This window comes from Novosphingobium sp. NFX11, assembly GCF_057376415.1.
The window spans coordinates 3,224,909-3,251,184 of sequence record NZ_CP080384.1; the positions used below are offsets into that span (position 1 = coordinate 3,224,909).

23 protein-coding genes, 1 tRNA gene and 4 pseudogenes are annotated in these 26,276 nt (G+C 64.6%); 10 read left to right on the forward strand and 18 right to left on the reverse strand.

The annotated features are described in order from the left end of the window. Positions 1-42: 42 nt before the first annotated feature. The 3 genes and pseudogenes from gpM to KZO24_RS16645 form a co-directional block, all read right to left on the reverse strand. The gene (gene gpM, locus KZO24_RS16635) at positions 43-894 is read right to left on the reverse strand and encodes a phage terminase small subunit (RefSeq protein WP_486486635.1); all 852 of its coding nucleotides are present in this window, start codon (positions 892-894) and stop codon (positions 43-45) included. Positions 895-934: 40 nt separating this feature from the next. After that, positions 935-1,986: pseudogene (locus KZO24_RS16640) on the reverse strand (phage major capsid protein, P2 family). A gap of 47 nt (positions 1,987-2,033) precedes the next feature. Beyond that, on the reverse strand, positions 2,034-2,876 hold the full coding sequence (locus tag KZO24_RS16645; protein ID WP_486486636.1) for a GPO family capsid scaffolding protein: 843 nt from the start codon (positions 2,874-2,876) through the stop codon (positions 2,034-2,036). Positions 2,877-3,037: 161 nt separating this feature from the next. Here KZO24_RS16645 and KZO24_RS16650 point away from each other — a divergent pair, with 161 nt between their 5' ends. Together KZO24_RS16650 and KZO24_RS16655 are read left to right on the forward strand one after the other, a co-directional pair. After that, a complete protein-coding gene (locus KZO24_RS16650; protein WP_486486637.1) occupies positions 3,038-4,891 on the forward strand; it encodes a terminase large subunit domain-containing protein in 1,854 nt (617 codons plus the stop codon). Further along, on the forward strand, positions 4,888-5,946 hold the full coding sequence (locus tag KZO24_RS16655) for a phage portal protein (protein WP_486486638.1): 1,059 nt from the start codon (positions 4,888-4,890) through the stop codon (positions 5,944-5,946). The genes KZO24_RS16650 and KZO24_RS16655 overlap by 4 nt, the downstream gene beginning before the upstream one ends. A gap of 28 nt (positions 5,947-5,974) precedes the next feature. On the opposite strand, the gene KZO24_RS16660 is transcribed toward KZO24_RS16655, so the two are convergent. The 6 genes from KZO24_RS16660 to KZO24_RS16685 all read right to left on the reverse strand — a co-directional run bounded on the left by KZO24_RS16660 (position 5,975) and on the right by KZO24_RS16685 (position 9,234). Next, a complete protein-coding gene (locus KZO24_RS16660) occupies positions 5,975-6,295 on the reverse strand; it encodes a hypothetical protein (protein WP_486486639.1) in 321 nt (106 codons plus the stop codon). Between the two features lie 33 nt (positions 6,296-6,328). Then, entirely contained in the window at positions 6,329-6,511 is a 183-nt protein-coding gene (locus KZO24_RS16665; protein ID WP_486486640.1) for a hypothetical protein, read from the reverse strand. A gap of 629 nt (positions 6,512-7,140) precedes the next feature. Further along, entirely contained in the window at positions 7,141-7,959 is an 819-nt protein-coding gene (locus KZO24_RS16670; RefSeq protein ID WP_486486641.1) for a hypothetical protein, read from the reverse strand. A gap of 59 nt (positions 7,960-8,018) precedes the next feature. Then, a complete protein-coding gene (locus KZO24_RS16675) occupies positions 8,019-8,534 on the reverse strand; it encodes a DUF488 domain-containing protein (protein ID WP_486486642.1) in 516 nt (171 codons plus the stop codon). A 256-nt stretch (positions 8,535-8,790) separates the two neighbouring features. After that, positions 8,791-8,880 (reverse strand) — tRNA-Leu (locus KZO24_RS16680). A 69-nt stretch (positions 8,881-8,949) separates the two neighbouring features. Continuing rightward, positions 8,950-9,234 carry an integration host factor subunit beta gene (locus KZO24_RS16685; protein ID WP_036525893.1) on the reverse strand — a complete coding sequence of 95 codons (285 nt, stop codon included), beginning with the start codon at positions 9,232-9,234 and terminating at the stop codon, positions 8,950-8,952. A 321-nt stretch (positions 9,235-9,555) separates the two neighbouring features. Between KZO24_RS16685 and KZO24_RS16690 the strand changes: the two genes are divergently transcribed. The 4 genes and pseudogenes from KZO24_RS16690 to rsgA all read left to right on the forward strand — a co-directional run bounded on the left by KZO24_RS16690 (position 9,556) and on the right by rsgA (position 15,236). Then, positions 9,556-11,208, forward strand: a complete 1,653-nt coding sequence (locus KZO24_RS16690) for a peptide MFS transporter (protein ID WP_271181429.1) — start codon at positions 9,556-9,558, stop codon at positions 11,206-11,208. A gap of 126 nt (positions 11,209-11,334) precedes the next feature. Next, positions 11,335-12,653: pseudogene (locus tag KZO24_RS16695) on the forward strand (amidohydrolase). Then, positions 12,650-13,941: pseudogene (locus tag KZO24_RS16700) on the forward strand (amidohydrolase family protein). The pseudogenes KZO24_RS16695 and KZO24_RS16700 overlap by 4 nt, the downstream one beginning before the upstream one ends. A gap of 236 nt (positions 13,942-14,177) precedes the next feature. Further along, on the forward strand, positions 14,178-15,236 hold the full coding sequence (gene rsgA / locus KZO24_RS16705; RefSeq protein ID WP_285020193.1) for a ribosome small subunit-dependent GTPase A: 1,059 nt from the start codon (positions 14,178-14,180) through the stop codon (positions 15,234-15,236). 398 nt (positions 15,237-15,634) lie between these two features. Here rsgA and dxs read toward each other — a convergent pair whose 3' ends face one another. Beyond that, a complete protein-coding gene (gene dxs, locus KZO24_RS16710) occupies positions 15,635-17,557 on the reverse strand; it encodes a 1-deoxy-D-xylulose-5-phosphate synthase (RefSeq protein WP_486486643.1) in 1,923 nt (640 codons plus the stop codon). 94 nt (positions 17,558-17,651) lie between these two features. Here dxs and KZO24_RS16715 point away from each other — a divergent pair, with 94 nt between their 5' ends. Together KZO24_RS16715 and KZO24_RS16720 are read left to right on the forward strand one after the other, a co-directional pair. Then, positions 17,652-17,912, forward strand: coding sequence for a hypothetical protein (locus tag KZO24_RS16715; protein WP_486486644.1), 261 nt, complete (start codon positions 17,652-17,654; stop codon positions 17,910-17,912). A gap of 7 nt (positions 17,913-17,919) precedes the next feature. After that, positions 17,920-18,039, forward strand: a complete 120-nt coding sequence (locus KZO24_RS16720; protein ID WP_486486645.1) for a VOC family protein — start codon at positions 17,920-17,922, stop codon at positions 18,037-18,039. Positions 18,040-18,141: 102 nt separating this feature from the next. Here KZO24_RS16720 and KZO24_RS16725 read toward each other — a convergent pair whose 3' ends face one another. The 4 genes from KZO24_RS16725 to purH all read right to left on the reverse strand — a co-directional run bounded on the left by KZO24_RS16725 (position 18,142) and on the right by purH (position 20,809). Beyond that, on the reverse strand, positions 18,142-18,612 hold the full coding sequence (locus KZO24_RS16725; protein WP_081799008.1) for a Fur family transcriptional regulator: 471 nt from the start codon (positions 18,610-18,612) through the stop codon (positions 18,142-18,144). A 50-nt stretch (positions 18,613-18,662) separates the two neighbouring features. Next, complete coding sequence (locus KZO24_RS16730) at positions 18,663-18,812, reverse strand: hypothetical protein (protein WP_271181424.1); 150 nt, start codon at positions 18,810-18,812, stop codon at positions 18,663-18,665. Between the two features lie 170 nt (positions 18,813-18,982). Next, positions 18,983-19,180: a hypothetical protein gene (locus tag KZO24_RS16735; RefSeq protein ID WP_271181423.1), complete on the reverse strand. Its 198-nt coding sequence runs from the start codon at positions 19,178-19,180 to the stop codon at positions 18,983-18,985. Between the two features lie 36 nt (positions 19,181-19,216). Further along, a complete protein-coding gene (purH, locus tag KZO24_RS16740) occupies positions 19,217-20,809 on the reverse strand; it encodes a bifunctional phosphoribosylaminoimidazolecarboxamide formyltransferase/IMP cyclohydrolase (protein ID WP_486486646.1) in 1,593 nt (530 codons plus the stop codon). Between the two features lie 163 nt (positions 20,810-20,972). On the opposite strand from purH, the gene KZO24_RS16745 reads away from it, so the two are divergent. Continuing rightward, positions 20,973-21,104 (forward strand): hypothetical protein, encoded by a 132-nt coding sequence (locus KZO24_RS16745; protein WP_486486647.1) that lies wholly within the window; start codon positions 20,973-20,975, stop codon positions 21,102-21,104. Positions 21,105-21,261: 157 nt separating this feature from the next. Here the strand turns inward: KZO24_RS16745 and KZO24_RS16750 are convergent. Further along, positions 21,262-23,136 (reverse strand): annotated as a pseudogene (locus KZO24_RS16750) (heparinase II/III family protein). A gap of 3 nt (positions 23,137-23,139) precedes the next feature. After that, a complete protein-coding gene (rpe, locus tag KZO24_RS16755) occupies positions 23,140-23,802 on the reverse strand; it encodes a ribulose-phosphate 3-epimerase (protein ID WP_036525820.1) in 663 nt (220 codons plus the stop codon). A gap of 245 nt (positions 23,803-24,047) precedes the next feature. Between rpe and KZO24_RS16760 the strand changes: the two genes are divergently transcribed. Then, positions 24,048-24,569, forward strand: a complete 522-nt coding sequence (locus KZO24_RS16760; RefSeq protein ID WP_271181419.1) for a DUF2141 domain-containing protein — start codon at positions 24,048-24,050, stop codon at positions 24,567-24,569. A 28-nt stretch (positions 24,570-24,597) separates the two neighbouring features. On the opposite strand, the gene KZO24_RS16765 is transcribed toward KZO24_RS16760, so the two are convergent. Both KZO24_RS16765 and KZO24_RS16770 read right to left on the reverse strand, forming a co-directional pair. Continuing rightward, positions 24,598-25,362: a nucleotidyltransferase family protein gene (locus KZO24_RS16765; protein WP_271181418.1), complete on the reverse strand. Its 765-nt coding sequence runs from the start codon at positions 25,360-25,362 to the stop codon at positions 24,598-24,600. Next, the gene (locus KZO24_RS16770) at positions 25,359-26,264 is read right to left on the reverse strand and encodes a hypothetical protein (protein WP_271181417.1); all 906 of its coding nucleotides are present in this window, start codon (positions 26,262-26,264) and stop codon (positions 25,359-25,361) included. The genes KZO24_RS16765 and KZO24_RS16770 overlap by 4 nt, the downstream gene beginning before the upstream one ends. Positions 26,265-26,276 lie beyond the last annotated feature (12 nt).

Genomic DNA, 26,276 nt, shown 5'->3' on the forward strand with positions numbered 1-26,276 from the left:
CCGCAGCGCGCGATCCGCCCCTGAGCGCCAGGGGCGAGCTTGTCAGGCGGCAGGTGTGCCGCCGGTATCCGTGGGGGCTGCAGCAGCGTTGACGGCGGCCAGCAGCTTGTCGGCGCGCTTGATGCGATCCTTGACGCCGATGCGATCATTGAGGCGCTGGGCTTCGCGCAAGGTGGCAAGGGTAGCTTCCAGCCCGGCTGCGCTATCAGCAGCGGCCATGTCTTCGGCAATGCGCAGCTGCTCGATGCCGATGGCCTTCAACAGCTTGGCGCGGACCTGATCGTGAATGTCGAGGTCGGCGGTAAGATCGTTGGCGCGGGACAGGACATCGAGCGCGAAGCACTCGCCTGCGTTCTGCACCTTCAGCGCGGCGTCCGCGATCAGTTCCACCACGATGGTGGGCACGTCGCGTTCGTAGCGCTTGGGCATTTCGACCTTGTGCCGCAGCAGGAAGGGGACGAGATCGAGCGCGGCCATGAATGCGCCAGTGTCGATGAGCCAGACCATGTATGTCGGCACAACATCGGCTGCGGTGCCGGTGCCAACGCCCGCGTCGGCCTCTACCACGGCGTTCACCCATGCTGCGTATTCTGGGAGCATCTCGCGTTTGGCGTCGATCTTACGGTCGATCGAGCGGATTTCCTTCAGGCGGCGCAAGTCATGGGTCAGCCGCAGCACGATCTGGGCAGCGACCCGGCTTTCGGCAGACGTCGTGTTTTCCGGGGCGGCGACGATCGCGGCGGCGGCGGTGCGCTCCAGATGGTTCATTGCCGGGGTGCGGGTGGCAGGCGCGGGAGGAGTGCGCCCGCCCTCAGCGGAGGAAACAACCAGTTTCGGGTCGGCGGCAGCAACGATGGCTGCAATACGCTCCCGATGGCGACGTGCGGGGGTCATGTGTCGTTCCTGCTCAATGAGGGCGGGCCGGGCCGAAGGCTTATGCCTTCGGCGCCAGTTCGATGTTTTCGAGGAAGGCGCACTTGCCGTATTCCTCGACCATGAAGGCGTCGTTGATGCTCTCGAAGTTATCGATCTGATCGAGCGACGGGTTGTCCTGGATGGCGCGGCGGGCCGAGCCGATCTGCCAGTAGTACGACAGGTTCTTAAAGCTGGTGACGAGCAGCGAGCCGTTCGGGAAGAACGGCACCTGCACCGTCGGCTTGCCGCCGATCTGACGGCTCGACATCAGCACGTCACGGGCGACCTGTTCGGTTGCGGTGTTGCCGGCCTGCTCGACGATCTTGAAATACTTGTCGTGGACCAGATCGCTGCCGACCATGACGACGAGATCCGTCGAGGTGCGGAAGCGTTCGTGCATCAGGTTCTGGACGGCGTCGAACACCAGAGCGTCGAGGTTGGTGTAATCCGCCGAGCTTTCGGGCGAGACGTAGATCTTGGCGTTATCGAGGCTCCCATGCGCCATGCGGCGGGCGGGAGCGTACTCGCGGATCTTGTGCAGCCAGCCAAAGTTGACGTCTTGCAGGAGGGGAACTCCTCGCGGTCAGTTTCGGCGGCGGCATCGACGCCGTTGAAGCCGATGCACATGATGTCCTCGGCCTTCTGCGCCAGCACCGCGTCACGGCACAGCTGCTGGAAGGTCGGCTCATGGGCCCAGGCATCGAGCAGTTCATACGGCCAGGCGTAGTCGTAGTCCGTTTTCGTGCACAGGTACTTGTCGATCTGGTCGGAGCCGGTGACGTCCTGCGGCGAGCGCTTGTTCCCGGCGGCCCGGTTCGTGCGGCTTGCCAGCGAACGGTTCACGCCGACGCCGACGCGGCCACCCTGCTGGTTGACCACCGGCACCACATTGATGCGCGACATGAAATCGCTGATCGTGCGCAGCTTCGCCTGCAGGCGCTGCTCGATCTGGGGCGAGACGTTGAACTTGTCGAGTTTGCCGGGGGTGGCGGTGAAGTCTTCGGGCAGGCCGTTCAGCTTGGCGACCTGCGCGACGAAGGCATTGAGAAGCAGGCGGGTGGAAGTCTGCATTGAGGGTACTCCGGTGGATGGCGGGGCGGGCGCTGATCAGCAGTCGGTCAGGTACTCGGCGTTGCCGCCGCCGCCGGTTGCCGGATTGCGGTGGAAGGTGTTGCCGCCTTCCGAGGTTTCCAGCCGTTCCTTGAGGTTGGCGAAATCGGCCTGCAGCGCCGCGAGGCCATCGTTTGCGGGCTTGACGGCAGCGGTGACCTGTTCGGCCATGACGGTCGCGAAGCGGTCCATGTCAAAAGCGTTGTCGTTCGCGGCGGCGGGGGCTGGGCCACAGGCTGCTCCTTGGGCTTTTCGGGTTTGAAGAGGGTGGCGAACGCGGCGAGGAAGCCTGTCTTTGCGGCCTCTGCCATGCTCGCGGGATCCTCCGCCGCCTCGCCCTCCATCGCGATGTCGGCTTCGAGGGCGGCGGAGAACAGGTTGTCCGGGTGCTGCTTGCGGGCGTCGAACATCGGCTTGAGAGCAGAGAACGACAGGGCTTCGGTGCCCAGCGATGCCGGATTGTCAGTGACGGCGAGGCCGATCAGGCCCACCTTACCGGTGCCGCCGAAGTCGGGAGAGATCTCGACCGACGTGAAGATTTTCTGGCCCTGCTTGTTGATGTCGAGCAGCTGGGCGTTCGGTTCAATCTGGGCGTAGAGGGCGCGACGGCGCACGGACTGGCCATCGATCGTCAGTTCATCCGTCTGCGCCTTGACGGCGGTGACGCTGCCATAGGCATTGAAGGGCGGCTGCGGGCTGAAACCCTTGATGTGTTCGCAGTTGATGCGCGGCGTGAAGGTGGCAGCGTTGAACGTGGCGACGATGTCGTCGATCCATGCCGCCTCGATCTTGCGACCGTCGCTGGCGGTGAAGCCTTCGACGAAGACACGGAAAAACTTGCTTTTGGCCATGATTGGTCCGGTTCCTTGAGGGTGCGGCGGGTTCGGCAGCGGTGTTGACTGGGCCAAAAGGACCGCTGGGCGCTCCGATCTCAAGGGGAGGCATTTCGCGTAGCGTTCAGCGAAATGGACGGCGGTGATCCGGCCGGAAAGTGCGCGCCATGGTCGCCGCCATGAGCACGAAAGCGACCCTTCCAGATCCGCTGGCTTCCGCATGGAAGTTCGATCCGCGCCGCCATGCGCGCAGCCTCTACTGGCGCGGGTGGGGCGTTACCCAGATCGCAGACGAGTTTGCGCTGCACGGGGTGACCAACGACCAGGGCAAGCCGATCCCCCGGCCCACGATCGATTCGTGGCGGCAGCGCGACAAATGGGACGACGCGCCGTCAATCAAGAAGATCGAAGACGGTCTGGAGATCCGGCTGCTGACGCTCATCGCCAAGGAGAAAAAGCTGCCGGGCGATCTGGTGGAGATGGACGCGCTCAACAGGTCGATCGAAAGCCTGGCGCGTGTTCGCCGATACGAGCAGCCCGGCGGGCATAGCGGTGACCTCAACCAGAAGGTCGGTAACCGCAATGCCGGGCCGCGCAAGGCGCCGAAGAAGAACCATTTCACCGAGGAGCAGGCCGAGGAACTGAAGCGCATCTTCCTCGACGGGTGCTTCGACTATCAGGTTCGGTGGTGGGAGGAGAAGGATCAGCGCACCCGCATGATCCTCAAGTCCCGCCAGATCGGCGCGACCTATTTCTTTGCCTTCGAAGCGCTCATGGACGCGATCGAGACCGGACGTAACCAGATCTTCCTGTCAGCGTCCAAGGCGCAAGCCCACCAGTTCCGCTCCTACATCGTCAGCTTTGCCAAGCTGGTGGGCGTTGCACTGGCGGGCGATCCGATGGTCATCACCTCGGACCTGCGGCCACCGGAGGAGGCTGGCGCCGAACTGCACTTCCTCGGTACCAACTTCCGCACGGCGCAGGGGCGCAGCGGCAACTTCTACTTTGACGAATTTTTCTGGGTCCATTCGTTCGAAGAGTTGAACAAGGTCGCCTCGGGCATGGCGACGCACAAGAAGTGGCGCAAAACCTACTTCTCGACGCCATCCACCATCGCACATCCTGCCTATCCCTACTGGACCGGCGAGCGCCGCAACAAGCGCAAGAAGAAAGCCGATCGGATCGAGATCGATGTAAGCCATGCGGCGCTTGCCGCAGGCAGCGTCGGCCCCGATCGCGTCTGGCGGCACATAGTCACCATCCGGGATGCGGATCTCGCAGGCTGCGATCTGTTCGATATCGAGGAACTGGAAGACGAATATGCCGCCGACGAGTTTGCCAACCTCTACATGTGCGAGTTCGTCGACGACAGCCTGTCGGCCTTCAAGTTCAATGACCTGATCGCCTGCGGCTGCGACAGCCTGGTCGACTGGCCGGATTATAATCCAGAGGCTGCGCGGCCTTATGGCGAACGCCCCGTCTGGGCCGGGTACGATCCGCAATCCAGCGAAAATGGCGACAACGCGGCGCTGGTCATTGCCGCGCCGCCGGTGGCCGAGGGCGCGCCGTTCCGTATCTTCGAGCGGCACCAGCTGCGCGGCTTGGACTTCGAACAGCAGGCCGAGTTCATCAAGGCGACGCTCAGCCGCTATAACTGCACCTATCTCGGCATTGATGCCCAAGGGGTTGGCGCGGGCGTGTACCAGCTGCTGGCCAAGGTCGGCGCGATGCCGGGATGTTCCGTCGCCAAGATCGAATACTCGCTGGAAGTGAAGGCGGGCATGATCATGAAAGCGCAGAACGTCATCCGGCGCGGGCGCCTGGCGTTCGAAAGCGGGTATCTCGACATCGTCTCCGCCTTCGTCTCGATCAAGAAGACGCTGACCACCAGCGGGCGCAACGTCACCTTCAAGGCGGGGCGCGGCGGTGATGACGGCCATGCCGACATTGCCTGGGCGACCATGCACATCCTCATGAATGAACCGCTCGACGGCAAGGAAAAGCCCAAGAGCACGATGGAGATTATCGAATGAGCAAGCGCAACCGTGCCCGCCGAATGAGCCGTCAGGAATCGGCGGAGGCGTCGCCGGGGGCGATCGTCGCCGCCAACGACAATCGCGGCGCCGTGCAGGCCTTCACCTTCGGGGATCCCGAGCCGGTGCTGAGCCGGGCAACGATGCTCGACATGCTGGAATGCTACCACAACCAGCGCTGGTATGAGCCGCCGATTTCGCTGCATGGGCTGGCCCGCGCCTTCCGCGCGTCGCCCCACCATTCGAGCGCGATCATCCTGAAGCGCAATATGCTGGCCGCCAGCCTGGAACCTACGCAGTGGCTCAGCCGGGCGACGTTCAGGGGCATGGTTCAGGACTACCTCGTCATGGGCAACGCCTATGCGGAGGAGGTACGCAACCGTCTGGGCGGGCTGCTGCGCCTCAACCACGCGCTGGCGAAATACACCCGGCGCGGCATCGAGCCGGGCCACTTCTGGTGGGTGCCGGGCGGCGGGGAGACCGAAGCCGAGTTTGCGCCGGGCACCGTCCACCAGCTGCAGGCGCCGGACGTCAATCAGGAGATCTATGGCCTGCCGGAATACCTGTCGGCTTTGCAATCAGCGCTGCTGAACGAGAACGCCACGCTGTTCCGCCGCCGCTATTACGAGAATGGCAGCCATGCGGGTTACATAATGTATGCGACCGGTGAGTTTGCCGATGGCGATATCGACAGCATGCGCGACGCGCTCAAGCGCTCGAAGGGGCCGGGAAACTTCCGCAATCTGTTCGTCCATTCGCCCGGCGGCAAGGAAGGCGGGATCAAGATCCTGCCGATCGCGGAGGTGGGCGCGAAAGACGAGTTCCTTGGGATCAAGAACACGACGCGCGACGATGTGCTGGCCGCGCACCGCGTCCCGCCACAGCTGCTGGGCATCGTGCCTGCAAACGCGGGCGGCTTTGGGGATGTGACCAAGGCGACCGACGCGTTCTTCGAACTGGAGATCGAGCCGCTGCAGTCAGTGTTCCTGGAACTGAATGAAGCGCTAGGCGTCGAAGCGGTACGGTTTCGCGACAGGGTAAAGGCACCGGCTTGATAGTCCTCAACAGCCAGATATGTTCCGGCTAGGGCGAGGGCCCACCGAGAGTGAAGGGCGATCCGCAAGGGCCGCCCTTTTCATATGTGCTGGCGCTTGACTTCTTCATCGCCACCGCCCGCCAGCGGTCGATGTAGATTTTCATGTCGCGGTCGCGCACGTAATCGGCCATGCCGTGGACCGGGGCCTTAGTGAGGGCCTCCCAGTATTTATCGACCTGCCATTGCTCAGCGATGTTGTTGAGCACGAGCCAGGACAAAGCGAGGCGCACGGCAGGTGTTGGCTTGATCGGGACGACCGTGGCTTCGAGCCGGGCCGCGTCCAGCACTTCAATGGCATGCTGGTTCATCCGATGCGGACTTGGCCGACGATTGCCGGACACTTAGAGCAGCTGCCCTGCCGCCACGGGCGCTTCCATGAGATCGGCACATGCCAGCGCGCCCAGCATGTACGGCCCGTCGTCCTGTTCCCCGGCGCGGATCTGGCGCAGGAACTCGCGGTTGTCCAATCCTCGCTCCTCAAGAGCGCGCGCCACGGCGACGCGGATGTCTTCAACCTGGGGCATGTTATGTTCCTAAAAATGGAACATATGAAGAACATGGGCCGAGTCGGTCAAGCGAAGTCGGCGGAAACATCGTACACGGTCGAGCAACATTGTTGCGCGGGCCGAGATGCAGGGCGGCACCCCCTCAGCGCGCGCTTTTCCCCCGCCTCGCCCGCGCACTTTATATGTCCCATTTGATGCACCATCGCGACTTCCCTTCCCCGGCCTAGGTCCTAGGCTGCGCGTGCTCCTCGGAGGCCCTTCCAGCGTTGCAGTTTGATGCAGCTGTAAGCCTGTTTCGAGACGATGCCGATCCTCCGAAAATTTCCAGCGCTCACCGCCTTCCTCCGTAGGGAGTGCGGGAAGAGCGTAACATCCGTAACCTATGGCTGCGCATGACAAACAACTCATTGATTTAATTTGAATCTATAGGTTACATCTCTAAGGTAATCCGGCGCAACCTCTCAAAGCGAAAAACGTAACCCCCGCAGAAATCCTAAGGTTTCTCAGATCAAAAGGTTACGTTTTCAAAAGGTAATCTCGTCACTCCGAGGTTACGCTTTAGGTTACGTCAAAAACCGCAGATTCCGGGGGATGTTACCTTTGTTACGTTTTTTCCGGTAGCCCCTAACTAGGAGGAAGTGCGCAATTCAAAAAAGAGACCCTTGAGCATCCACCGTCTTTCTCGGGGGATATATCAGGCTGATGATTAGCCACTGATCAGGGAATCGATGAATCGTGCCCATCAGGAACTGCAAGTCGGCTGCAGGTAACGTTTCCGCCATTTTGCGCCGAAAAGGGGCCTCCCACTCATCGCCGTATGCATGAACGCAGTTCCAATATAATGCGCCTGCTTCCCAGTCCACAATCTTATGTCTAAATTCCTTTAATTCATTACCGACCAGGCAATTGTATCTGTAATGAAAAGAAAAAGGTATCTTTTTCAACTTAGCAAGTGCGACTTGATCAGAAGTCTCGAACAGCCCAATCTGTCGTTCATTCGCTTCCAGTTTATTTCGCTCTTCGTCGGTCCAATCTGGACGCTCAGGGGTGATGTCTAGCGAAATGACTTGGTATGGTCGCAGCAATCCGATGGTAGTGCCCGCAGATTTCCGATCCTGTTCGAGTGCGGCGAAATCGGAGTAGACGTGGACCTGACTTAGCGCTTGTCGGCGTTCCGACCATTGTGCGCGGGTGGACATCGGCTCCTCCCGGCAATCGATCGTATCAACAAATATCTTGTGGCTTTCGGCCCGGCGGTCGCCTTTTGCTTTTTCTACGCGAGCAGTGATCCACTGCCATTTTTTGAATTGTTGCTCATCCCTAACCAGCCGGAATGGCACCGGAAACAGCCGGATAAAATGACCGTTTTCATCAAGGCCAGCGACACACGAAGTCTCGACATGCTTGGCGCTGGGCGAAGGGTAGGTTTTGCACAGAATGAGGATCCGTGCGTTTCGCGATGGCACTTGCTCGACTCCTGAGTAACTTGTCCGGGAGCCTTCGTGTCATTGAGGAAGCCTAGAACTCAAGCATGGGCCGCTGAATCTGTGGGGTTCTTCGTCTTGAGAGATACCTTATTCGAGGACAGAATGCTCTTCTGCACTCCAAGATGACGGACCTGAAACCTGCCTCGGTTTTGCATCTGCTCCACAACCAAGGTTCGGTGGCATTCCTTCGGGCTTCTTTCGTAGCAGAGAAGAACAGTTTTGGAAAATTTCGCGATGTCTGCCGCCTGATCCAGCGCCTTTTGCGCAGGGTCAGTTGAGATGTGTGCTGAGTAAACCGCGAGAAATTCCTGATAGTCTCCGCGTTTCATCGCATCACGGCCAGGCTTGGGGTCGCCCAGGGCTTTCAGATGGGTGTAGCTTATGCCTACCCCGTGAAGCGCTTCAGAAAGGCTCGATTTCGAGAAACCTCGTTTACGTGAAATCGGCAGATCTCGAACATCCAGCAGGTGTTCCACGCCGGCAGAAGTCAGGGTCGCCAAGAACGAGATCAAGGTCAGCCCCTCGTACCCGATCGTGAGGATTTCTGGCGTCATCTGTTTGTCCTTCTAACCCTGCGGCGAATAGCAGGAGCAGCGAGGTGGCAGCCGATAATTGCCCCGTCCTTACGCGCGCCGCGCCTAGCCGCCATACCGTGGCGCTGCAAGTTCAATGAGGTGAGATGGGAACCCCGCCAGGATAACCGGACGTTGGCGTGGTCAGGATAGATCGACGAGTCGCGACCTCAACCTCCTTTCCTTAGCCCTGTCTATTCCGCAATAGGACTCTGTAACCCGCAGCATCCCGTAGCCAAGCGGACAGCACGAATTGCGGAAGATGACGAAAGAAGGCGCTGCGATCCGGATTTTAAGTCCGCAGCGTCTACCATTCCGCCACGCCCGCACGGCCCGGCTGGGCGTGGCAGCGTCTAGCCGCCTGTGAGCGGCGGCGCAATCTTCTGAACGTGGTCTTCTATTCCCCGACGTTGAGGCGGACGCGCATTTCCTTGCCGGGCTTGAAGTAGGGGACGCGCTTTTCCGGCACTTCGACGCTTTCGCCGGTGCGTGGGTTGCGGCCCTTGCGTCCGTCGCGGTGGCGGGTGGAGAAGGCGCCGAAACCGCGCAATTCCACGCGCCCGCCGTCAGCAAGGCGCTGGCTGATTTCCTCGAAGAAGGTATCGACGGCGCGTTCTACGTCTTCGGCACGCAGTTCCGGGTTGTCCTTGCCCAGTACCTGAAGCAGTTCGGACCTGATCATCGCGACTTTCCCCCAAAAAGCGTGCCCATGGCGACCGGGTGTTAAAAATTGTTCACCCGAGCCCCGAAACAGAAAATTACGTTTGGCCTCCCCATGGCCTGTCGTGAAAATGCCACCAGCGTGCGCTTCGCGCAATGCCTCGCGTGAGATGCGCAAAAGTGATCATTTGAGCGCGGCGTGAGCACCATCCGTGGCAAGGCGGACCCATTTACAGCGTAAAATAGGGCGCTAACTTCCTGTTCCTTCACGCGCGGCCTGTCGGGGCGTGGGATCAAGAACCAAAGCAAACACAAACATTCAGGGCGCGAAGGCATCAGCACCATGAAAGACATGTCACTCTGGACGGAAGGGGACTGGATCGGCGCCGCGGGCGCGGTCTTCCTCTTCGCCGTGCTTGCCGTGGGCGGCATCATCGCCACCCGCAAGAGCGAGGAATTCGCCGGCCACCCACGCGGCCTCTTCGTGCTGTTCTATGCCGAGATGTGGGAGCGCTTCTCCTACTACGGCATGCGGGCGCTGCTGATCCTCTACCTCGTCAAGTTCTGGCTGTTTTCCGACGGCCAGTCGAACCTCATCTACGGCGCCTATACCAGCCTCGTCTACATCACCCCGGTACTGGGTGGCTACATCGCCGACCGCTGGCTGGGGCAGAGGAAGGCCGTGCTGTTCGGCGGCATCGTGCTCGCGGTGGGCCACCTGTTCATGGCCTACGAGGGCCTGCAGGGCGTCACCGACCCGGCGACGAAGCAGGCCGACCCGGCAATCAACGTGTTCTGGCTGGCGCTGGCGCTCATCATCGTCGGCTCGGGCTTCCTCAAGGCGAACATCTCGGTGATCGTCGGCCAGCTCTACAAGATGACCGACACCCGGCGCGACTCGGCCTACACGATCTTCTACATGGGCGTGAACACCGGCGCTACGCTGGGCACGATCCTCGTCGGTTATCTGGGCGAGACGATCGGCTGGTCGTGGGGCTTTGGCCTTGCGGGCATCGGCATGCTGCTGGGCCTCGTCATCTTCGTGCTCGGTCGCCCTGCGCTCAAGGGCCGGGGCGAGCCGCCCAAGCCGCTGACGAAGAACCGCGAGTTCACGCTATACGGCGTGGCCATCGCTTCGGTCGCGGTGATCTGGTTCCTGATCCAGTACGTCTCCGTGATCCAGACCCTGCTGATGGTCTCGGGCGTCGCGATGCTGGCCTATACGCTCTACGAAGCGTTCAAGCTGCCCAAGGAACCGCGCGAGCGTATCTTCGCGATCCTGTTCCTGATCGCGCTCAACCCGATCTTCTGGGGCCTGTTCGAGCAGGCGGGCGGCAGCCTCAGCCTCTATACCGACAAGTTCGTCGATCGCGGCGGAGTGCCGACCAGCCTCTTCCAGTCGATCAACCCGATCTACATCGTGCTGTTCGGCCCCATTTTCGCGGGCCTGTGGGCCTGGCTCGGCAAGAAAGGCCTTGAGCCCAGCGCACCTGCCAAGTTCGCACTGGCGCTGGCGCAAGTGGGCCTCGGCTTCCTCGTCTTCGTATGGGGTGCGGGAACCGGCGATCCGGCAGTGATGACCTCGGTGGTCTTCGTGTTCCTGATCTACATGCTGCACACGACCGGCGAGCTGTGCCTGTCGCCCGTGGGGCTCTCGGCGATGACGCGCCTGGCGCCGCTGCATCTGGGCAGCTTCATCATGGGCGCGTGGTTCTACATGACCGCCGTGGGCAACTTCGTGGCGGGCAAGATCGGCGAGGCCACCGGCGGCGAAAGCGGCACCATGGACAAGGCGCTGACCCTCTCGATCTATTCGAAGATCGGCTGGATCACGCTGGGCGTGGCGGTCGTGGTGCTGGCGGTCTCGCCGCTGGTCAGACGCTGGATGCACCTCGACACGCTGGCGGACCGGGGCATGGACGCCGACCTTGAGGGGCAGGCCGGGATCGGGCTGGAGGCGCAGGAAGCGGGCCTCCACCCGACCATCAGGCACTGAGATGACTGACCGGCCCGGGGTGCTCCCCGGGCCGGTTTCGTATTGCAACAGGGGAAATTGCCAATGAGGGAAACGCCTTGGAAGCGGCGTCTGCTGTGTGGCCTGGCCATGAGCGCCACTCTCGTGATGACCACGCAGGCCGCCGATGCGAAGAAGAAGGACAAGGACGCCAGGTCCGGACCAGCACCCTATGCTTCGACTTACAAGCCCTATCCGGGCCGGCCGACGGCGCTGGTCGGCGCGACGGTCTATGACGGGCGCGGTGGGCGGATCGACAACGGCACCGTCCTGTTCGAGAACGGCAAAGTCGTCGCCGTCGGGGCGGCGGACCTAGCGATTCCGGCCGGTTACGATCGCGTGGACGGCTCCGGCAAGTTCGTGACGCCCGGCGTGATCGACATCCACTCGCACCTCGGCGTCTATCCCAGCCCTTCGGTCGATGCGCTGTCGGATGGCAACGAGATGACTAGTCCGACCACTCCCGACGTCTGGGCCGAGCATTCGGTCTGGCCGCAGGACCCCGGTTTCACGCGGGCGCTGATCAACGGCGGCGTCACCACGCTGCAGATTCTCCCTGGTTCCGGCAACCTCATCGGCGGGCGGGCGGTGACGCTCAAGAACGTGCCCAGCCGCACCGTGCAGGGCATGAAGTACCCCGGGGCGCCCTATTCGCTGAAGATGGCCTGCGGCGAGATCCCAAGCGGGTCTATGGCGCCAGGAACCAGAAGCCCATGACTCGAATGGGGAATTTCTCGGTCGACCGGCAGGCGTGGATCGATGCGAAGCAGTACATGGACGGCGACCATGCCGAGCGCGATCTTGGCAAGGACACTCTCGAAGGCGTGCTGAAGGGCGAAATTCTCGTTCAGAATCATTGCTATCGCGCCGACGAGATGGCGCAGGTCCTCGATATGGCCAAGGAGATGGGCTACAAGGTCACCGCCTTCCACCACGCGGTCGAGGCGTACAAGATCGGCGACCTGCTCAAGGCCAACGACGTTTGCGCCGCGATCTGGGCGGACTGGTACGGCTTCAAGATGGAAGCCTACGACGGGATCCCTGAAAACGCTGCACTTTTGGCCAAGCAGGGGGCCTGCGTGGTGATCCATTCCGACGACGAGAACGGCATCCAGCGGCTCAATCAGGCGGCGGCGCGCGCGCAGGCGGCAGGCAGGCGGATCGGGGTGGACGTGCCCGACGGGCAGGTCGTCGGCTGGTTCACCTACAATGCCGCAAAAGCCATGGGAATCGGCGAGAAAACCGGCAGTCTGGAGGCCGGGAAGATGGCCGACGTGGTGCTCTGGAACGGCAACCCGCTGTCGGTCTATTCGCGCCCGGAGAAGGTCTGGTCGGACGGCGCGCTGCTCTACGATGCCCATGATCCCAAGCGGAAGCCAGTCAGCGATTTCGAGCTTGGTCAGCCCGGCGAAGGAGACGTGAAATGAAGCGCCTGATCCTCGCCGCGCTGCTCGGTGCAGCGCCGATTTCCGTTTCCGCACAGAACGTTACCATCACCAACGCGACCATCGCCACCGGCGACGGCAGCGCCCCGATCGAACACGCAACCGTCGTCGTCCGGGCTGGAAGGATCGTTTCGGTAGGACGGGACACAACGGTACTCAACGGCACCCAAGTGGTGGACGGAACGGGCAAGTGGGTCACACCGGGCCTGTTCTCCGCCGTCACCGACCTCGGCCTGTGGGACGTCGAGGCGGTCGACGACAGCAATGACACCTCGGCCGACAAGTCCCCCTTCAACGCCGCGCTCGACGTCGCGACCGCGCTCAACCCCGCGAGCGAACACATCGCCGTCAGCCGCGAAGGGGCGTCACCCGAGCCAGCGTGACCCCTTTCAACGGCGGCTCGATCTTTGCCGGGCAGGGCGCGGTGATCGACCTCGGCAAGGACGCCGCGATCGTCATGAAGCCACGCGCGTTCCAGTATGTCGAACTGGGTGAAAGCGGGGCGAAGCTCGCAGGCGGCAGCCGCGTCGCCGCCCACACCGCGCTGCGCAATGCCCTGCGCGAAGCCCGCGAGGTCGCCGCGCTTCCCCTCGGTGCGCAGCGACAGGGCGACGTCCTCCTCACCCGCGCCGACGCCGCCGCGCTGGCGAAAGTCATCGACGGCACGCAGACGCTCTACATCGGCGTCGAACGCGCCTCCGATATCCGGGGTGTCATGGCGCTCAAGACCGAGTTCCCGAAACTCGACCTCGTCCTCGTCGGCGCCACCGAAGGCTGGCTCGTTGCGCCGGAGATCGCGGCGGCGCGGGTGCCCGTCATCACGATGCCGATGCGCGACCTGCCCTCTGCCTTCGAGGCGCTGGCGGCGACCATGTCCAACGTCGGGCGGATGAAGAAGGCGGGCGTCAAGGTCGCCATCGGCCTGTTCGAAGGCGGCAACCAGCCCCGCAACGCCACCGAGCAGGCCGGCAACCTCGTGGCCCTGACGAAGATCCCCGGCGCCTCGGGCCTTACCTGGGGCGAGGCACTGGCGGCGATCACCTCGATCCCGGCCGAGATCAGCGGCTTTGGCGGAAAAGCCGGGGTGCTGGCCCCCGGCGCAGTCGGCGACGTGGTGCTGTGGGACGGCGACCCGCTCGAACTGTCCTCCGCGCCGGTCTCGGTGTGGATCGACGGGGTGAAGCAACCGACAGAGAGCCATCAGGCGCGGCTGCGCGAACGGTACAAGGATCTGGATGAGACTTATCTGCCCAAGGCTTACGACTGGTAATTGAGCAGGTTAAGGCAGGGGGCCATCGCCCCCTGCACCCCCGTTACCGGCGACGTCGTGCGCGCAGCGGCGACTGTGCTCGCATTGCGACGAAGGGGTGGTTTAAACACATGTCATTGTGCTCTAGAGGTCGATCGATGGGACGCCCTGCGGCATTGCATGGCCTCCTTCCACGGTTCCGTATGCCTGCGCACGGTTCCCCCTTATGCCGCACGAAGAAAGTCCACGACCGAACAATGGAATCGTCCGATCTCACCCTTGAAGATCTCGGTTGGAGAGAGGCTTTCAGCAGCCAGCTGACAGCTGACGAACGGGGCGGCGATCTGTGCCCGGTGCGGGTCATGGCGGTCCATCGCGGCTGGATCGAGATCGCCGGCAGCGGGCTGGGCGGCATGATCCCCTCCGCGCTGCCATCGTCGGACGGACCGGTGGACCGCGCCACTGCCGGTGACTGGCTGATCGTCGACCGCGTGAAGATGGAGCCGGTGCGCGTCCTCGACCGGATCAACCTGTTCCAGCGGCAGGCCCCGGCCGACCAGCGCCGCGTGCAGCTGATCGCGGCGAACGTCGATACGCTGTTCGTCGTGACCTCGTGCAACCAGGACTTCAATGTGGCGCGGCTCGAACGTTACCTCGTCATGGCGGGGGAGGTCGGTGTGACGCCGGTAGTGGTGCTTACCAAGATCGATCTTGCCGATGCGCCGGAACGCTATCTGGAGATGGCCCGTGCGCTCCGGCCCGGTCTGCAGGTGGAGATGGTCAACGGCCGCGATCCCGACAGCGTCGCGCGGCTGGCCCGGTATTGCGGCAAAGGCGATACGGTGGCGCTGCTCGGGTCTTCCGGCGTCGGCAAGTCCACGATGATCAACGGTCTGCGCGGATCGGCCGACATCGTCACCCAGCCCGTTCGCGAAATCGACGGCAAGGGGCGGCATACGACGACCTCCCGGCAGCTGCACCGTCTCGATGGCCCCTTCGCGGAGGCGCTTGGAGGCGGCTGGCTGGTCGATACGCCGGGCATGCGCGAGCTTCACCTGCCCGAAGCCGCCACCGGGATCGCCGAAGTGTTCGATGACATCACGGCGCTGACGCTGGAATGCCGCTTCACCAACTGCACCCACGGTGCGGAGCCCGGCTGCATGGTGCAGGCGATGCTGAAGGACGGTACGCTGGAGCCGGAAAGGCTGGAGCGGTGGCGCAAGCTGGTCCTCGAAGACGCTGAAAGCTCACAGAATGCCGCCACGGGCCGCCCCGGCCCGACGCACGCCCGCAAAAGGAAGAAGACGAATGGCTGACCTCTATCTCAAGGCCCTGGAATCCGAGCGCAGGAGCCTGTGGGCCGAATGCCGGTTGAAGGGCCTTGCCAAGGAACGCCCGAACGGCTGCGGATCGCCGAACTCGACAAGCTGCTGGCCGAACACAAAGCGAAGAAGGCCGGCTGAGCGTCGATGCTGCCGAGAGTGATGCCTTGACCTTGAATCGTCATTGCGAGCGCAGCGAAGCAATCCAGGGCGGCATTCAACTGCCCTGGATTGCTTCGCTGCGCTCGCAATGACGAAGGGTTGGTGTGACGGTGGCCTGGCGGTAAAGCGCGACATATCTGCACGCGCGACGACGACAGCACCGGAGTCTGGGGCGATGGCCCCAGGATATTCTTTTCTAGAACGAAATCGCCCTGCCTTCGGAAGGAGAGTTAAGCCCGCGCCTCGTTCATGCCTGCGCTGTTGTGCCGCAGCGCCTTCAGCACCGTATCGACGATCTGCGGTGCGTTCAGCCCTGCTTCGTCGTACTGCGTCTCGGGCTTGTCGTGGTCCTGGAAGGTGTCGGGCAGGCGCATGGTGCGGATTTTCAGCCCGGCGTCGGTCAGGCCTTCGTCGCTGGCCATCGTCAGCACGTGGGCGCCGAGGCCGCCGATCGAGCCTTCCTCCACGGTCACCACGACTTCGTGGGACAGCATCAGGCGGCGGATGAGGTCGGTGTCGAGCGGCTTGGCAAAGCGAAGGTCGGCCACGGTGGTGGACAGGCCCTTGGCCTCCAGCTGGTCGGCGGCTTTGAGGGCTTCGCCGAGGCGGGTGCCGAGCGACAGGAGGGCGACCTTGGTACCTTCACGCACCACGCGGCCCTTGCCGATCTCCAGCAGTTCGGGAGTCTCGGGCAGGGCGGCGCCGGTGCCGTTGCCGCGCGGGTAGCGGAAGGCGATGGGGCCTGCGTCGTATTGCGCGGCGGTGTGGACCATGTGGACAAGTTCGGCTTCGTCGGCCGCGGCCATGACCACCATGTTGGGCAGGGTGGCGAGGTAGGTGACGTCGAACGAGCCGGCGTGGGTGGCGCCGTCCGCACCGACGAGCCCGGCGCGGTCGATGGCGAAGCGCACGGGCAGGTTCTGGATCGCCACGTCGTGCACGACCTGATCGAAGGCGCGCTGCAGGAAAGTGGAGTAGATCGCGCAGAACGGGCGCATCCCCTGCGCGGCGAGGCCCGCCGCGAACGTGACGGCGTGCTGTTCGGCGATACCGACGTCGAAGCTGCGTTCGGGGAACATCTGCGCGAACTTGTCTAGGCCCGTGCCCGACGGCATCGCGGCAGTGATCGCGCAGATCGTGGCGTCCTTTTCCGCTTCGGCGACGAGGGCCTTGGCGAACGTGCCGGTGTAGCTGGGCGGACCGGCGGGGGCCTTGGCCTGCTCGCCGGTGATGATGTCGAACTTCTGGACGCCGTGGTACTTGTCCGCCGCGCTTTCGGCCGGGCCGTAGCCCTTGCCCTTCTGCGTGACGACGTGGACGAGGATCGGACCTTCGCCGGCGTCGCGCACGTTTTCCAGTACCGGGACGAGGGCGTCGAGGTCGTGGCCGTCGATCGGGCCGACGTAATAGAAGCCCAGTTCCTCGAACAGAGTGCCGCCCATGGCCATGCCGCGCGCGAATTCGTCGGTCTTCTTGGCGGCGAGGTGCAGCGGGCGCGGCAGCTTGCGGGCGAACTTGCGGGCGAGTTCGCGCAGGCCCAGGAACTGGCCCGAGGATACGAGACGCGCGAGATAGGCCGAGAGGCCGCCGACCGGCGGGGCGATCGACATGTCGTTGTCGTTGAGGATGACGACGAGGCGGTTTCCGGCCTCGCGCGCATTGTTCATCGCCTCGTAGGCCATCCCTGCGCTCATCGCGCCGTCGCCGATCACGGCGATGCCGCGGCCGGGCTGGCCCTTGATCTTGCTGCCCATGGCAAAGCCGAGTGCGGCCGAGATCGAGGTGGAGCTGTGGGCGGTGCCGAAGGGGTCGTATTCGCTTTCGGACCGCTTGGTGAAGCCCGAAAGGCCGCCGCCCTGGCGCAGGGTGCGGATACGGTCGCGGCGGCCGGTCAGGATCTTGTGCGGGTAGGCCTGGTGGCCGACGTCCCAGATCAGGCGATCGACGGGCGTGTCGAAGACGTAGTGGATCGCTACCGTCAGTTCGACCACGCCGAGGCCGGAGCCGAGGTGGCCGCCGGTCTGACCCACGGCCGAGATCATCTCGGTCCGCAGTTCGTCGGCAAGCTGGCGCAGTTGCGCAGGCTTCAGCCTGCGCAGGTCATCGGGAGTCGAAACCGTGTCGAGCAAAGGAGTGGCCGGATTGGCGTTCATTTGTCGGCCCCTTACACCTTTGAGACTTGCGTGTCGATTGACCGTGACTGTTAATCTGCGTCAAGAGCAGGCGATTGGAATGAAAGGGGATACAATGGCGATCGTTCCTGAGGCACGCGCGATTACGTTCATCTCTACGACCGACCGCGCGCGGGCCGAAGCGTTCTATGGCGATGTGCTGGAACTGCCGGAACTGTCGCTGGACGAGTACGCGACGATCTACGACATGGGCGGCGGGGCGATCCTGCGGCTGACCTCGAGATCGGGAATGGGAATCGCACGAGTATACCGTGCTCGGCTGGTCGATCCCCGATATCGACACGACGATGGCGCAATTGCGTGCGAAGGGGGTTGAGTTCCTCGTGTTCGATGAGGAGAATCAGGACGTCGGTGGGCTCTGGACGTCGGTGGACGGCGGGATGAAAGCCGCGTGGTTCCGCGATCCCGACGGCAACCTGCTCAGCCTGACGCAGACGGGCTGAGCGATTTTCTCCCTCCGTCATTGCGAGCATAGCGAAGCAATCCAGGGCAGCATGAAACCGCCCTGGATTGCTTCGCTACGCTCGCAATGACGAGGATTGGGTTCAGCTACACTGCGCGCAGATGCCGCGCAGTTCCACGACCGGGCGAACGTCGGCGAAGCCCGCGCCCTTGGCGGCGGCGATGAGGGCGCCGGTCAGCTTGTCGTCGTCGATGTGGACGGCCTGGCCGCAGCTGTCGCAGATCAGGAAGATGCAGTCGTGCTGGCAACCCGGGTGGCTGTTGGCGACATAGGCATTGGCGCTCTCGACCCGGCGGGCGAGGTTGGTGCGCACGAACAGGTCGAGGATGCGGTAGACGCTGTTGGGCGCCACGCGCTTGCCGCGCAGGGCGGATACGCTCTCGGCAAGATCGTAGGCGGAGGCGGGGCGTTCCCGCTCGGCGAGGGCGCCGAAGACGTCGGCGCGCATCTCGGTCCACTGCTCGCCCGCTTCGACGAGGGCGTTGCGGGCGGCCGATACAAGGCTGTCGCCGGAATGTTCGTGGTGATGATGGTTGCCGGACATGGCGCCCATATGGGGCCTGTCGCGGACTTGTGCAATCAGTGCGGGCTTACGGTGTAAGCTTACTGGGCCTGGGCGGCCTGCGCAGGCGGCACGAGATCGTTCGAGAGCGGCGAGACGTGGCCGATACCCATCGCGCCGAGCACCAGCAGCGCGCCACCGGCGAAGCCGAAGGCGAAGTAGCGGTAGAAGTCGGCCTTGAAGATACCCATGACGTCTGCTTTCGAATTGTCTCTTAGAGGAACAGCGTGATGCCGATCCGGGAAATATGTGGTGCCCCTTTGGCCGCAAATGGGTTGCCGTCCAGTGAACGGAACCGTTTACAAGTGCATTTGTCGACGAACGGTTGATCGCACGCGATGAACGCCCGGAACGTTTGCCCTCAGCGTGAGTAAGCTGCGGCCACGGAGATCGCCACCAGCACCAGCACCGGCAATGCGGCGCAACCGAAGGGCAGGGCGGCGGCTCCCAGCGCACTCAGCGGAGAATTCAGGCGACCAAGCCGCAGCAGCACCGCTGCAAGAGTAAGTCCGGCGAGGAAGCCGACGACGACGAGGGGGCCGAGTCCGGTTACCGTCATCGTCGCTGCGTCTCCTGCCGGGTTACTGGGTTACCCTTAGTGCTTGAAATGGCGCATGTTCGTAAAGACCATTGCGAGACCGGCCTCGTCGGCAGCGGCTATGACCTCGTCGTCGCGGATCGAGCCGCCCGGCTGGATCACCGCCGTCGCACCCGCCTCGGCAGCAGCGAGCAGGCCGTCAGCGAAGGGGAAGAAGGCGTCGGATGCAACTGCTGAACCGACGGTGCGTGCCTGCGCCCAGCCGAACTTCTCGGCGGCTTCGGCGGCCTTCATAGCGGCGATGCGCGAGGAATCGCGGCGGTTCATCTGGCCCGCGCCGATCCCGGCGGTGACGCCGTCCTTGGCGTAGACGATCGCGTTCGACTTGACGTGGCGGGCCACGGTCCACGCGAACAGGCAGTCGGCCAGTTCCCGGTCGGTCGGCGCGCGCTTGGTGACGACCTTGAGATCGTCGAAGCCGATCGCGCCGTTGTCGCGGCCCTGTACCAGCAGGCCGCCGGTGATCTGGCGCACGGTCAGGCCAGCGCGGCGCGGATCGGGCAGGTCGCCGGTCAGCAGCAGGCGCAGGTTCTTCTTCTTTGCGAAGAAGGCGCGGGCTTCCTCGTCGGCGTCGGGGGCGACGACGACTTCGGTGAAGATCTGGCAGATCGCCTCGGCGGTCGCGCCGTCGAGCGTCTGGTTGACGGCGACGATGCCGCCGAAGGCCGAGACGTCGTCACAGGCCAGCGCGCCTTCCCAGGCACCCAGCAGCGTATCGCCCTGGGCCACGCCGCAGGGGTTGGCGTGCTTGACGATGACGACGGCGGGCTTCTGGCCCCGGAACTCTGCGGCGAGTTCGAGCGCGGCGTCGGCGTCGTTGTAGTTGTTGTAGGACAGTTCCTTGCCCTGCACCTGCTCGGCCTGCGCCAGACCCTTGGTGAAGGGGCCGACCGGCGTGTAGAGCGCGGCCTTCTGGTGCGGGTTCTCGCCGTAGCGCAGGGTGGTCGAGAGGCGGCCGTTGACGCTCAGCATCTCGGGGAATTCAAGGCCCTGGTCGGCGAAGGCGAACCACTGGCTGATCATCAGATCGTAGGCAGCGGTCTGCGCGTAGGCGCGCGCGGCCATCAGCTTGCGGAAGCCCAGCGTGGTGCAGCCATCGGTCGCTTCCAGCTCGACCATCAGGCCTTCGTAGTCCTTGGGGTCGGTGACGATGGTGACGAAGGCGTGATTCTTGGCCGCCGAGCGCACCATCGAGGGGCCGCCGATGTCGATGTTCTCGATGATCTCGTCGCGGCTCGCACCCTTGGCCACGGTCGCCTCGAAGGGGTAGAGGTTGACGACGACGAGGTCGATCGCGCCGATGGCGTGTTCGGCCATGGCGGCGGCGTGCTCGGGGTTGTCACGTACGGCGAGGAGCCCACCGTGGACCATCGGGTGCAGCGTCTTGACGCGGCCGTCCATCATCTCGGGGAAGCCGGTGATGTCGGAGATGTCCTTCACCGTCAGGCCCGCATCGCGCAGCGCCTTGGCAGTGCCGCCGGTCGAGACCAGTTCAACGCCCCGGTCGCTGAGCACCTTGCCCAGTTCGGCAAGGCCGGTCTTGTCGGACACGGACAACAAGGCGCGGCGGATCTGGACGGAATCGGTCATGAGGCGGGCTTCCCTGGCGAGTGGCTCTTTGCGCGCGCCCTTAGGACGGCAGGGCCACGGGGGCAAGGGCGAGGCCGCTTTCCGGGGCGCGGGTTGGGCGGGGCGGTGAAGGAGCGTTAACCGCTGCCGCCCGCCGTTTTCGGCTAAGCCGCTGGAGCAGCGCGTGGAAACCCGAATTCTGGCTGCAGAGGGGGTGATTGAAATCAAAGTAGAAACAACAATCCTGATCATCATGGCGTGCCTGGCCTTCACGACGCTTGTTCTCAAGATCGTGGAGATGAGCCGCAACAAGTGATGACGGGCGGGGGATGGGCTGGCACCTGTCCCCCAAACGGCGAAAGGCGCGCCACTGGCATGGCGCGCCTTTCTTTGTTCGAAGGTGATTTTCATCAAACCAGAAACAACAATGCCAATATACACGGCCCATCGGGGGCTTCAAGGCGCGGTTACCATCAATTCATCTTCTTGATGATCCACCCGAAAGTCCCGCCGCCGCGCGAGACCATGCCCTGCACGACGATCTGCTGCGTCGCCTGCGGGCGGCCCTGACCATCGACCCACAGCGAGATCCTCGACCGTCATCTCGCCCTCGTCGGTTGCGGAGCGGAACTGCCAGTAGCTGCCGTCGGGCAGCGAGAGCCCGGCGCCCTTGCCGTCGGCGGTGAGGTTGACGTCCACCTCCGGGCCGAGGTGGAAGCGCACCGCGAAGCCGACCTTGCCGCGCTTGCCCTTCTTGCCCGCCGGAAGCAGCAGGTCTTCGCCGCGCAGTTCGCTGCCGTCGTCGCGCAGCAGCAGGATGCGCTGGTGGGTCAGGCCATAGCGGGTGGCGTAGCCGTTGTGGCTGGCCTCCAGCCGGGTGGCGTTGGAGCCGGTTTCCTGCGGCAGGGTCTTGCGATCAACCGCCACTTCGGTGACGCCTGATCCGATCATGCCGTTGATCAACACGGCCGTGGAATTCGCATCATCGAGGGTCAGCGTCGAATGCGCCGCCGTCGCGCGCAGGCCTTGCTCAAGCCGCACCGGAACCAGCCCGCCACCACTCGCCGCGCCGCCGCAGTTGACGACGATGCGGTGCATCCCGTGCGAGAACTCGAAGGCGAGCGTCGAGGCGCAGCCAAAGCGGGCCTGCGCGGGCATCGGCGGCGGCGCGGTGTCGAACTGCAGGATCGACTTGTGCGCGGAGACACGCTGGTAGCCCCATTGGCGCACGTCGCGTAGGGGGCGGGTGCGCACGCCGCTGGCCTGGATCAGCGCCTCGACGTCCGCGCCGTCGACGGCCCAGCCGCCCTGCCAGGAACCGAGGCCGCCGTCGCCGTGCGTCAGCGCCAGCAGCGGCGGCACCAGCAGTTCGACCACGCGCTCAACGGCGGGCGGGGCGTCGCGGCGGGTGGCGTGATAGCAGCCGCGCAGCCGCACCAGCAGTGCGATCGCCTCCATCTGCGCGAGCGGGCTGCGCGACAGGACGCCGCCGTCGTCGCCCATCAGTTCGCCGAGCGCTTTGATCAGCCCGGCCTCGCCATAAAGGCGGCGGGGGCGGCCGTCGGGCAGCAGCAGTCCCGCGGCAACGATGCCAACCCAGCCCGCCACTTCGGCAAGACCGTCCTCGGCATTGGTGACGTGGCGATCGAGCCAGCGCGCGGTCGCGGCGATGTGTGCCAGCGTGCGGATGCGCAGCGCCTTCTCGCCCGAGAGGATCAGCGGGGCATGGGCCAGCCAGTTGGCAAGGCGCGCGCCGGTGTTGCCCACGCTCCACGCCGGGCCTTTGCCCGGCTTTGTGGGGGCTTGGGGTTGGCCTGAAGCCAGGCCATGAGCACGCGCTCTGCCACCGGCGCAGCCTGTTCGCGCGCGGCGCAGGCTTCGAGGTCGGTGAGCCACGAGAAGGAGTGAACGACCTTCTCCAGCGGCGGAGTGACCCGCGCGGCACCGGCGAAGTCGACTTGCGCGATCGGCGTCTTGGCGCCGTGGACGAGGAAGTGCCCGGCCCGGATCGCGGTGCCTGCCGCGCGGCTGCCGGGCAGGGTGTTGTTGACGGTCGCCAGCAGGCGGGTGCGCGCCTTCTTGCCCATCGGCCCGGACAGCATCGCGCCGGGCACGCCCATGCGATAGGCCATGCGGATCAGCCGCTCGCCAACGCCCACGGACGGCGGCGAGAAATCGACCAGCGCCAGTGCGCGGCCGGGTTCGATGTGGGGCGTTTCGGCCGGAGCGGGCGCGCGGTTGTCAGCAATTCCGGTCACGACACCCTCCTCAGTCTCACGCGACAGGGGAAGCGCCCGGGCGTTGTCCGGGTTCCATGCCGCCGGGCTGAAGCGGGTGTCGGCGCCCATGCCTTATTCGAGGCCCTTGAGGGTCTTGATGTTCGCCGCGTACTGCGACGGCCCGCCCTTGAAGGTCGCGGAGCCCGCCACCAGCACGTCGGCACCGGCCGAGACGCACAGCGGCGCCGTCTTGGCATCGACGCCGCCGTCGACTTCGAGACGGATGTCGCGGCCGGACTTATCGATCATCTTGCGTACGGCCTCGATCTTGCGAAGCTGGCTGGAGATGAAGCTCTGGCCGCCGAAGCCGGGGTTGACGCTCATGATCAGGACGAGGTCGATGTCGTCGATCAGGTAGTCCAGCATCTTGGCCGGGGTCGCCGGGTTCAGCGAGATGCCCGCCTTCTTGCCGAGGTTGTGGATCGTCTGCACCGTGCGGTGGACGTGCGGCCCGGCCTCAGGGTGGACGGTGATGTAGTCCGCGCCCGCGTCCGCGAAGGCTTCGAGATAGGCGTCGACCGGAGAGATCATCAGATGGACGTCGAAGGGCTTGGCGCTATGCGGGCGCAGGGCCTTCACCACGGCCGGGCCGATGGTGATGTTGGGGACGAAGTGGCCGTCCATGACGTCGACGTGGATCCAGTCGCAGCCTGCCTCGTCGATGGCGCGCACTTCCTCTCCGAGCCGGGCGAAGTCGGCGGACAGGATCGAAGGGGAAATCAGCGGAATTGTCATGGCGGGAAACGAACGCTCCTTTTCCCAGCGATACGCCACTACATCTTGGGGCGACAAGCGTATGGGGGTGCGTTTTCCACACGCCATCTTGTAGCAAGGCAGGCGACACGGCGTTTGCGCCCGGCCGGGCCTTGCGGGCGGTGAAACAGAAAGTTCAGTGCGGGTTCACCGCTTTTCGGGCACTTGGGCGGCATTGGAGGGTTTCAGGCTGCCAGTTTGCCGCAAACCCAGTAGACGGGAAAGAGATGATCAGGATCAACGCCTTGCTTCGCCGTACCAGCACCGCCGCCGCGCCTGTCATCGCACTTGCCGCGGTGGCCGGTCTCGCCGCGCCGGTTCCGGCGCTGGCCCAATACCGCAATGAAATTCCCAACGAGATGCGCCGCTGCCAGTCCGACAAGGGGCCGGCGATGATGGTCACCGTGGACGGCATCAAGTCCTCCTCGGGCAACCTGCGCGTCCAGTCCTACCGGGCGACTTCGGCCGAATGGCTGGTCAAGGGCAAGTGGCTCTCGCGTATCGAGGTTCCGGCGCGGGCCGGCTCCATGACGTTTTGCGTGCCGCTGCCCGCTTCCGGCACTTACGGCGTTGCGGTGCGGCATGACGTCAACGGCAATGGTGAGACGGATATCCGCACGGATGGCGGGGCGATGTCGAACAACCCGGCGATCACCATCTTCAACCTCGGCAAGCCCAGCTACACCAAAGTCGGCGTGCCGGTGGGCGAGGGCGTGAAGTCGATCCGGATACAGATGAAGTATATGTGAGGGCGCCGCCCCCGGGGCTTCGACGGGCTCAGGTTGTCCAAGCCCCGGCGCGCCCACCCATTATCGCCCGCGCATCGACAAGGTCCGAGGGCTTGTCCACGTCCACCGCTGCAAGCCCGTCCCTCGCGGCGACGAGGCTGGCGGTGACGCCGATCTTGCGGCCCAGCCGACCAATCGCGTCGGCGAGCGTCAGGCGGCCGAGCGCGTAGCCGAGCAGCATCCCCACGCCCAACCGGGCCGCGATGCGCCAGGGGCGCTTGCGGTCGGCCTCGACCATCTTCCAGGTATCGATCGCCAGACCCGCGCGAGGGCTCGCCAGCAGAAACAGGTTGCAGCCCGACCAGTGGCCGTCGGCGAAGCGCAGATATGTCCGGCGGCTGCCGGGCATGGCGGCCTCGATCGTCTCGCGCCGGGCCAGGAGGATGGCGACGTCGCTGCCCGCCGGCGTGTCGGCGAGGAAATCTCGGACCCACTCGGGCTTCAGCAGCGCATGGTCGCTGGTGGTGACCAGCAATGGTGCGCCGAGCGTATCCAGCCCGATAGCGACGCTCGCGCTGGGACCCGTGCCTGTGGCGAGCACCTCGCAGCCGAGTTCCGCGGCGAGATCGCGCACGTGCGGATCGCTGGCGGAAACGGCGATCCGTGCGATCCCGGCCTCGCGCAGTGCGACGACGACGTGGGCGAGCATCGGCTTGCCCGCTATCTCGACCAGCGACTTGTGCGCGACGCCTTCGGCCTCGGCGACGGGGTCGGGCGCGCCGGGGCGCGATCCGGCGAGGATCAGGGCGTTCATGCGGTCTTCTCCCGTTTGCCGCGCCAGACCTGCCAGAGAACGCCGGGGGCGGCGAGGATCGGGTGACGCTCGCGCCAGGGGGTGATCTTCACGGGGACGCCGGTGTGGCGCTCGATCTTCCAGGCGGCGTAGCGGGCCGCGCCTTCGAACGTCGTCGATGCCTTGAGCAGGCGCAGGACATTGTAGGGCTTGCCCAGCCGCCGCCGCCGTGCCCACCAAGAGAGGATGCGCGTCCGTTCGTTCGCGGGGAGGGTGGGGTGCAGGCGGTCGCCGTCCTGCGTGAAGGCGATCCCGGCACCGTCCAGCGCGAGCGGCAGCAGTCCGTCGAAATGCGCGCGGTTGGCGGCGAGGATCGAATCCTCGCGGCCCGCCTTCTCGACACGGAATTCTGCGGCGTAAGTCGCGCGGAACAGGGCGCGCCAGTAGTCCTCGGGCGCTCCCGCGTCAGGCCCCAGCGCTACGGCGAGGCGCGCCGCCGTGCGGGCGGCGCCTGCGACGGCCTGCGCGATCGCGGCTCCGGCGGCCGCGTCGCGCTGCCAGGCGAGAGCGCTCGGCTGCACGAAGCGTGCCCAGATGGTGGTATCGACGCGCTCTCCGGCGGCGGCAGCGCGGAAGGTCTCCAGCGCCATCGTCGCGACCTTGGCGCGTAACGGAACACCGTCGTGCGTCCATTCGTGATAGCTCACGCGCGGCCAGATCCGCTCGACCTGAGCGCCCGGCAGCAGGACGTAGAAGTCCAGCACGCCCTCCAGCGATCCGGTGCGCAGGTTCGATCCGTAGAACAGCACGCCCAGCGCATCCGCCGCCTGGGCCAGTTTCCCGGCAAAAGCGCGCACTTCGGGCACGACCTCGCGCGTCAGGGCAGAGGCGATGCGGTCATCGAGAGGGGAATGCGCGATCATTGCCGCGTCAAT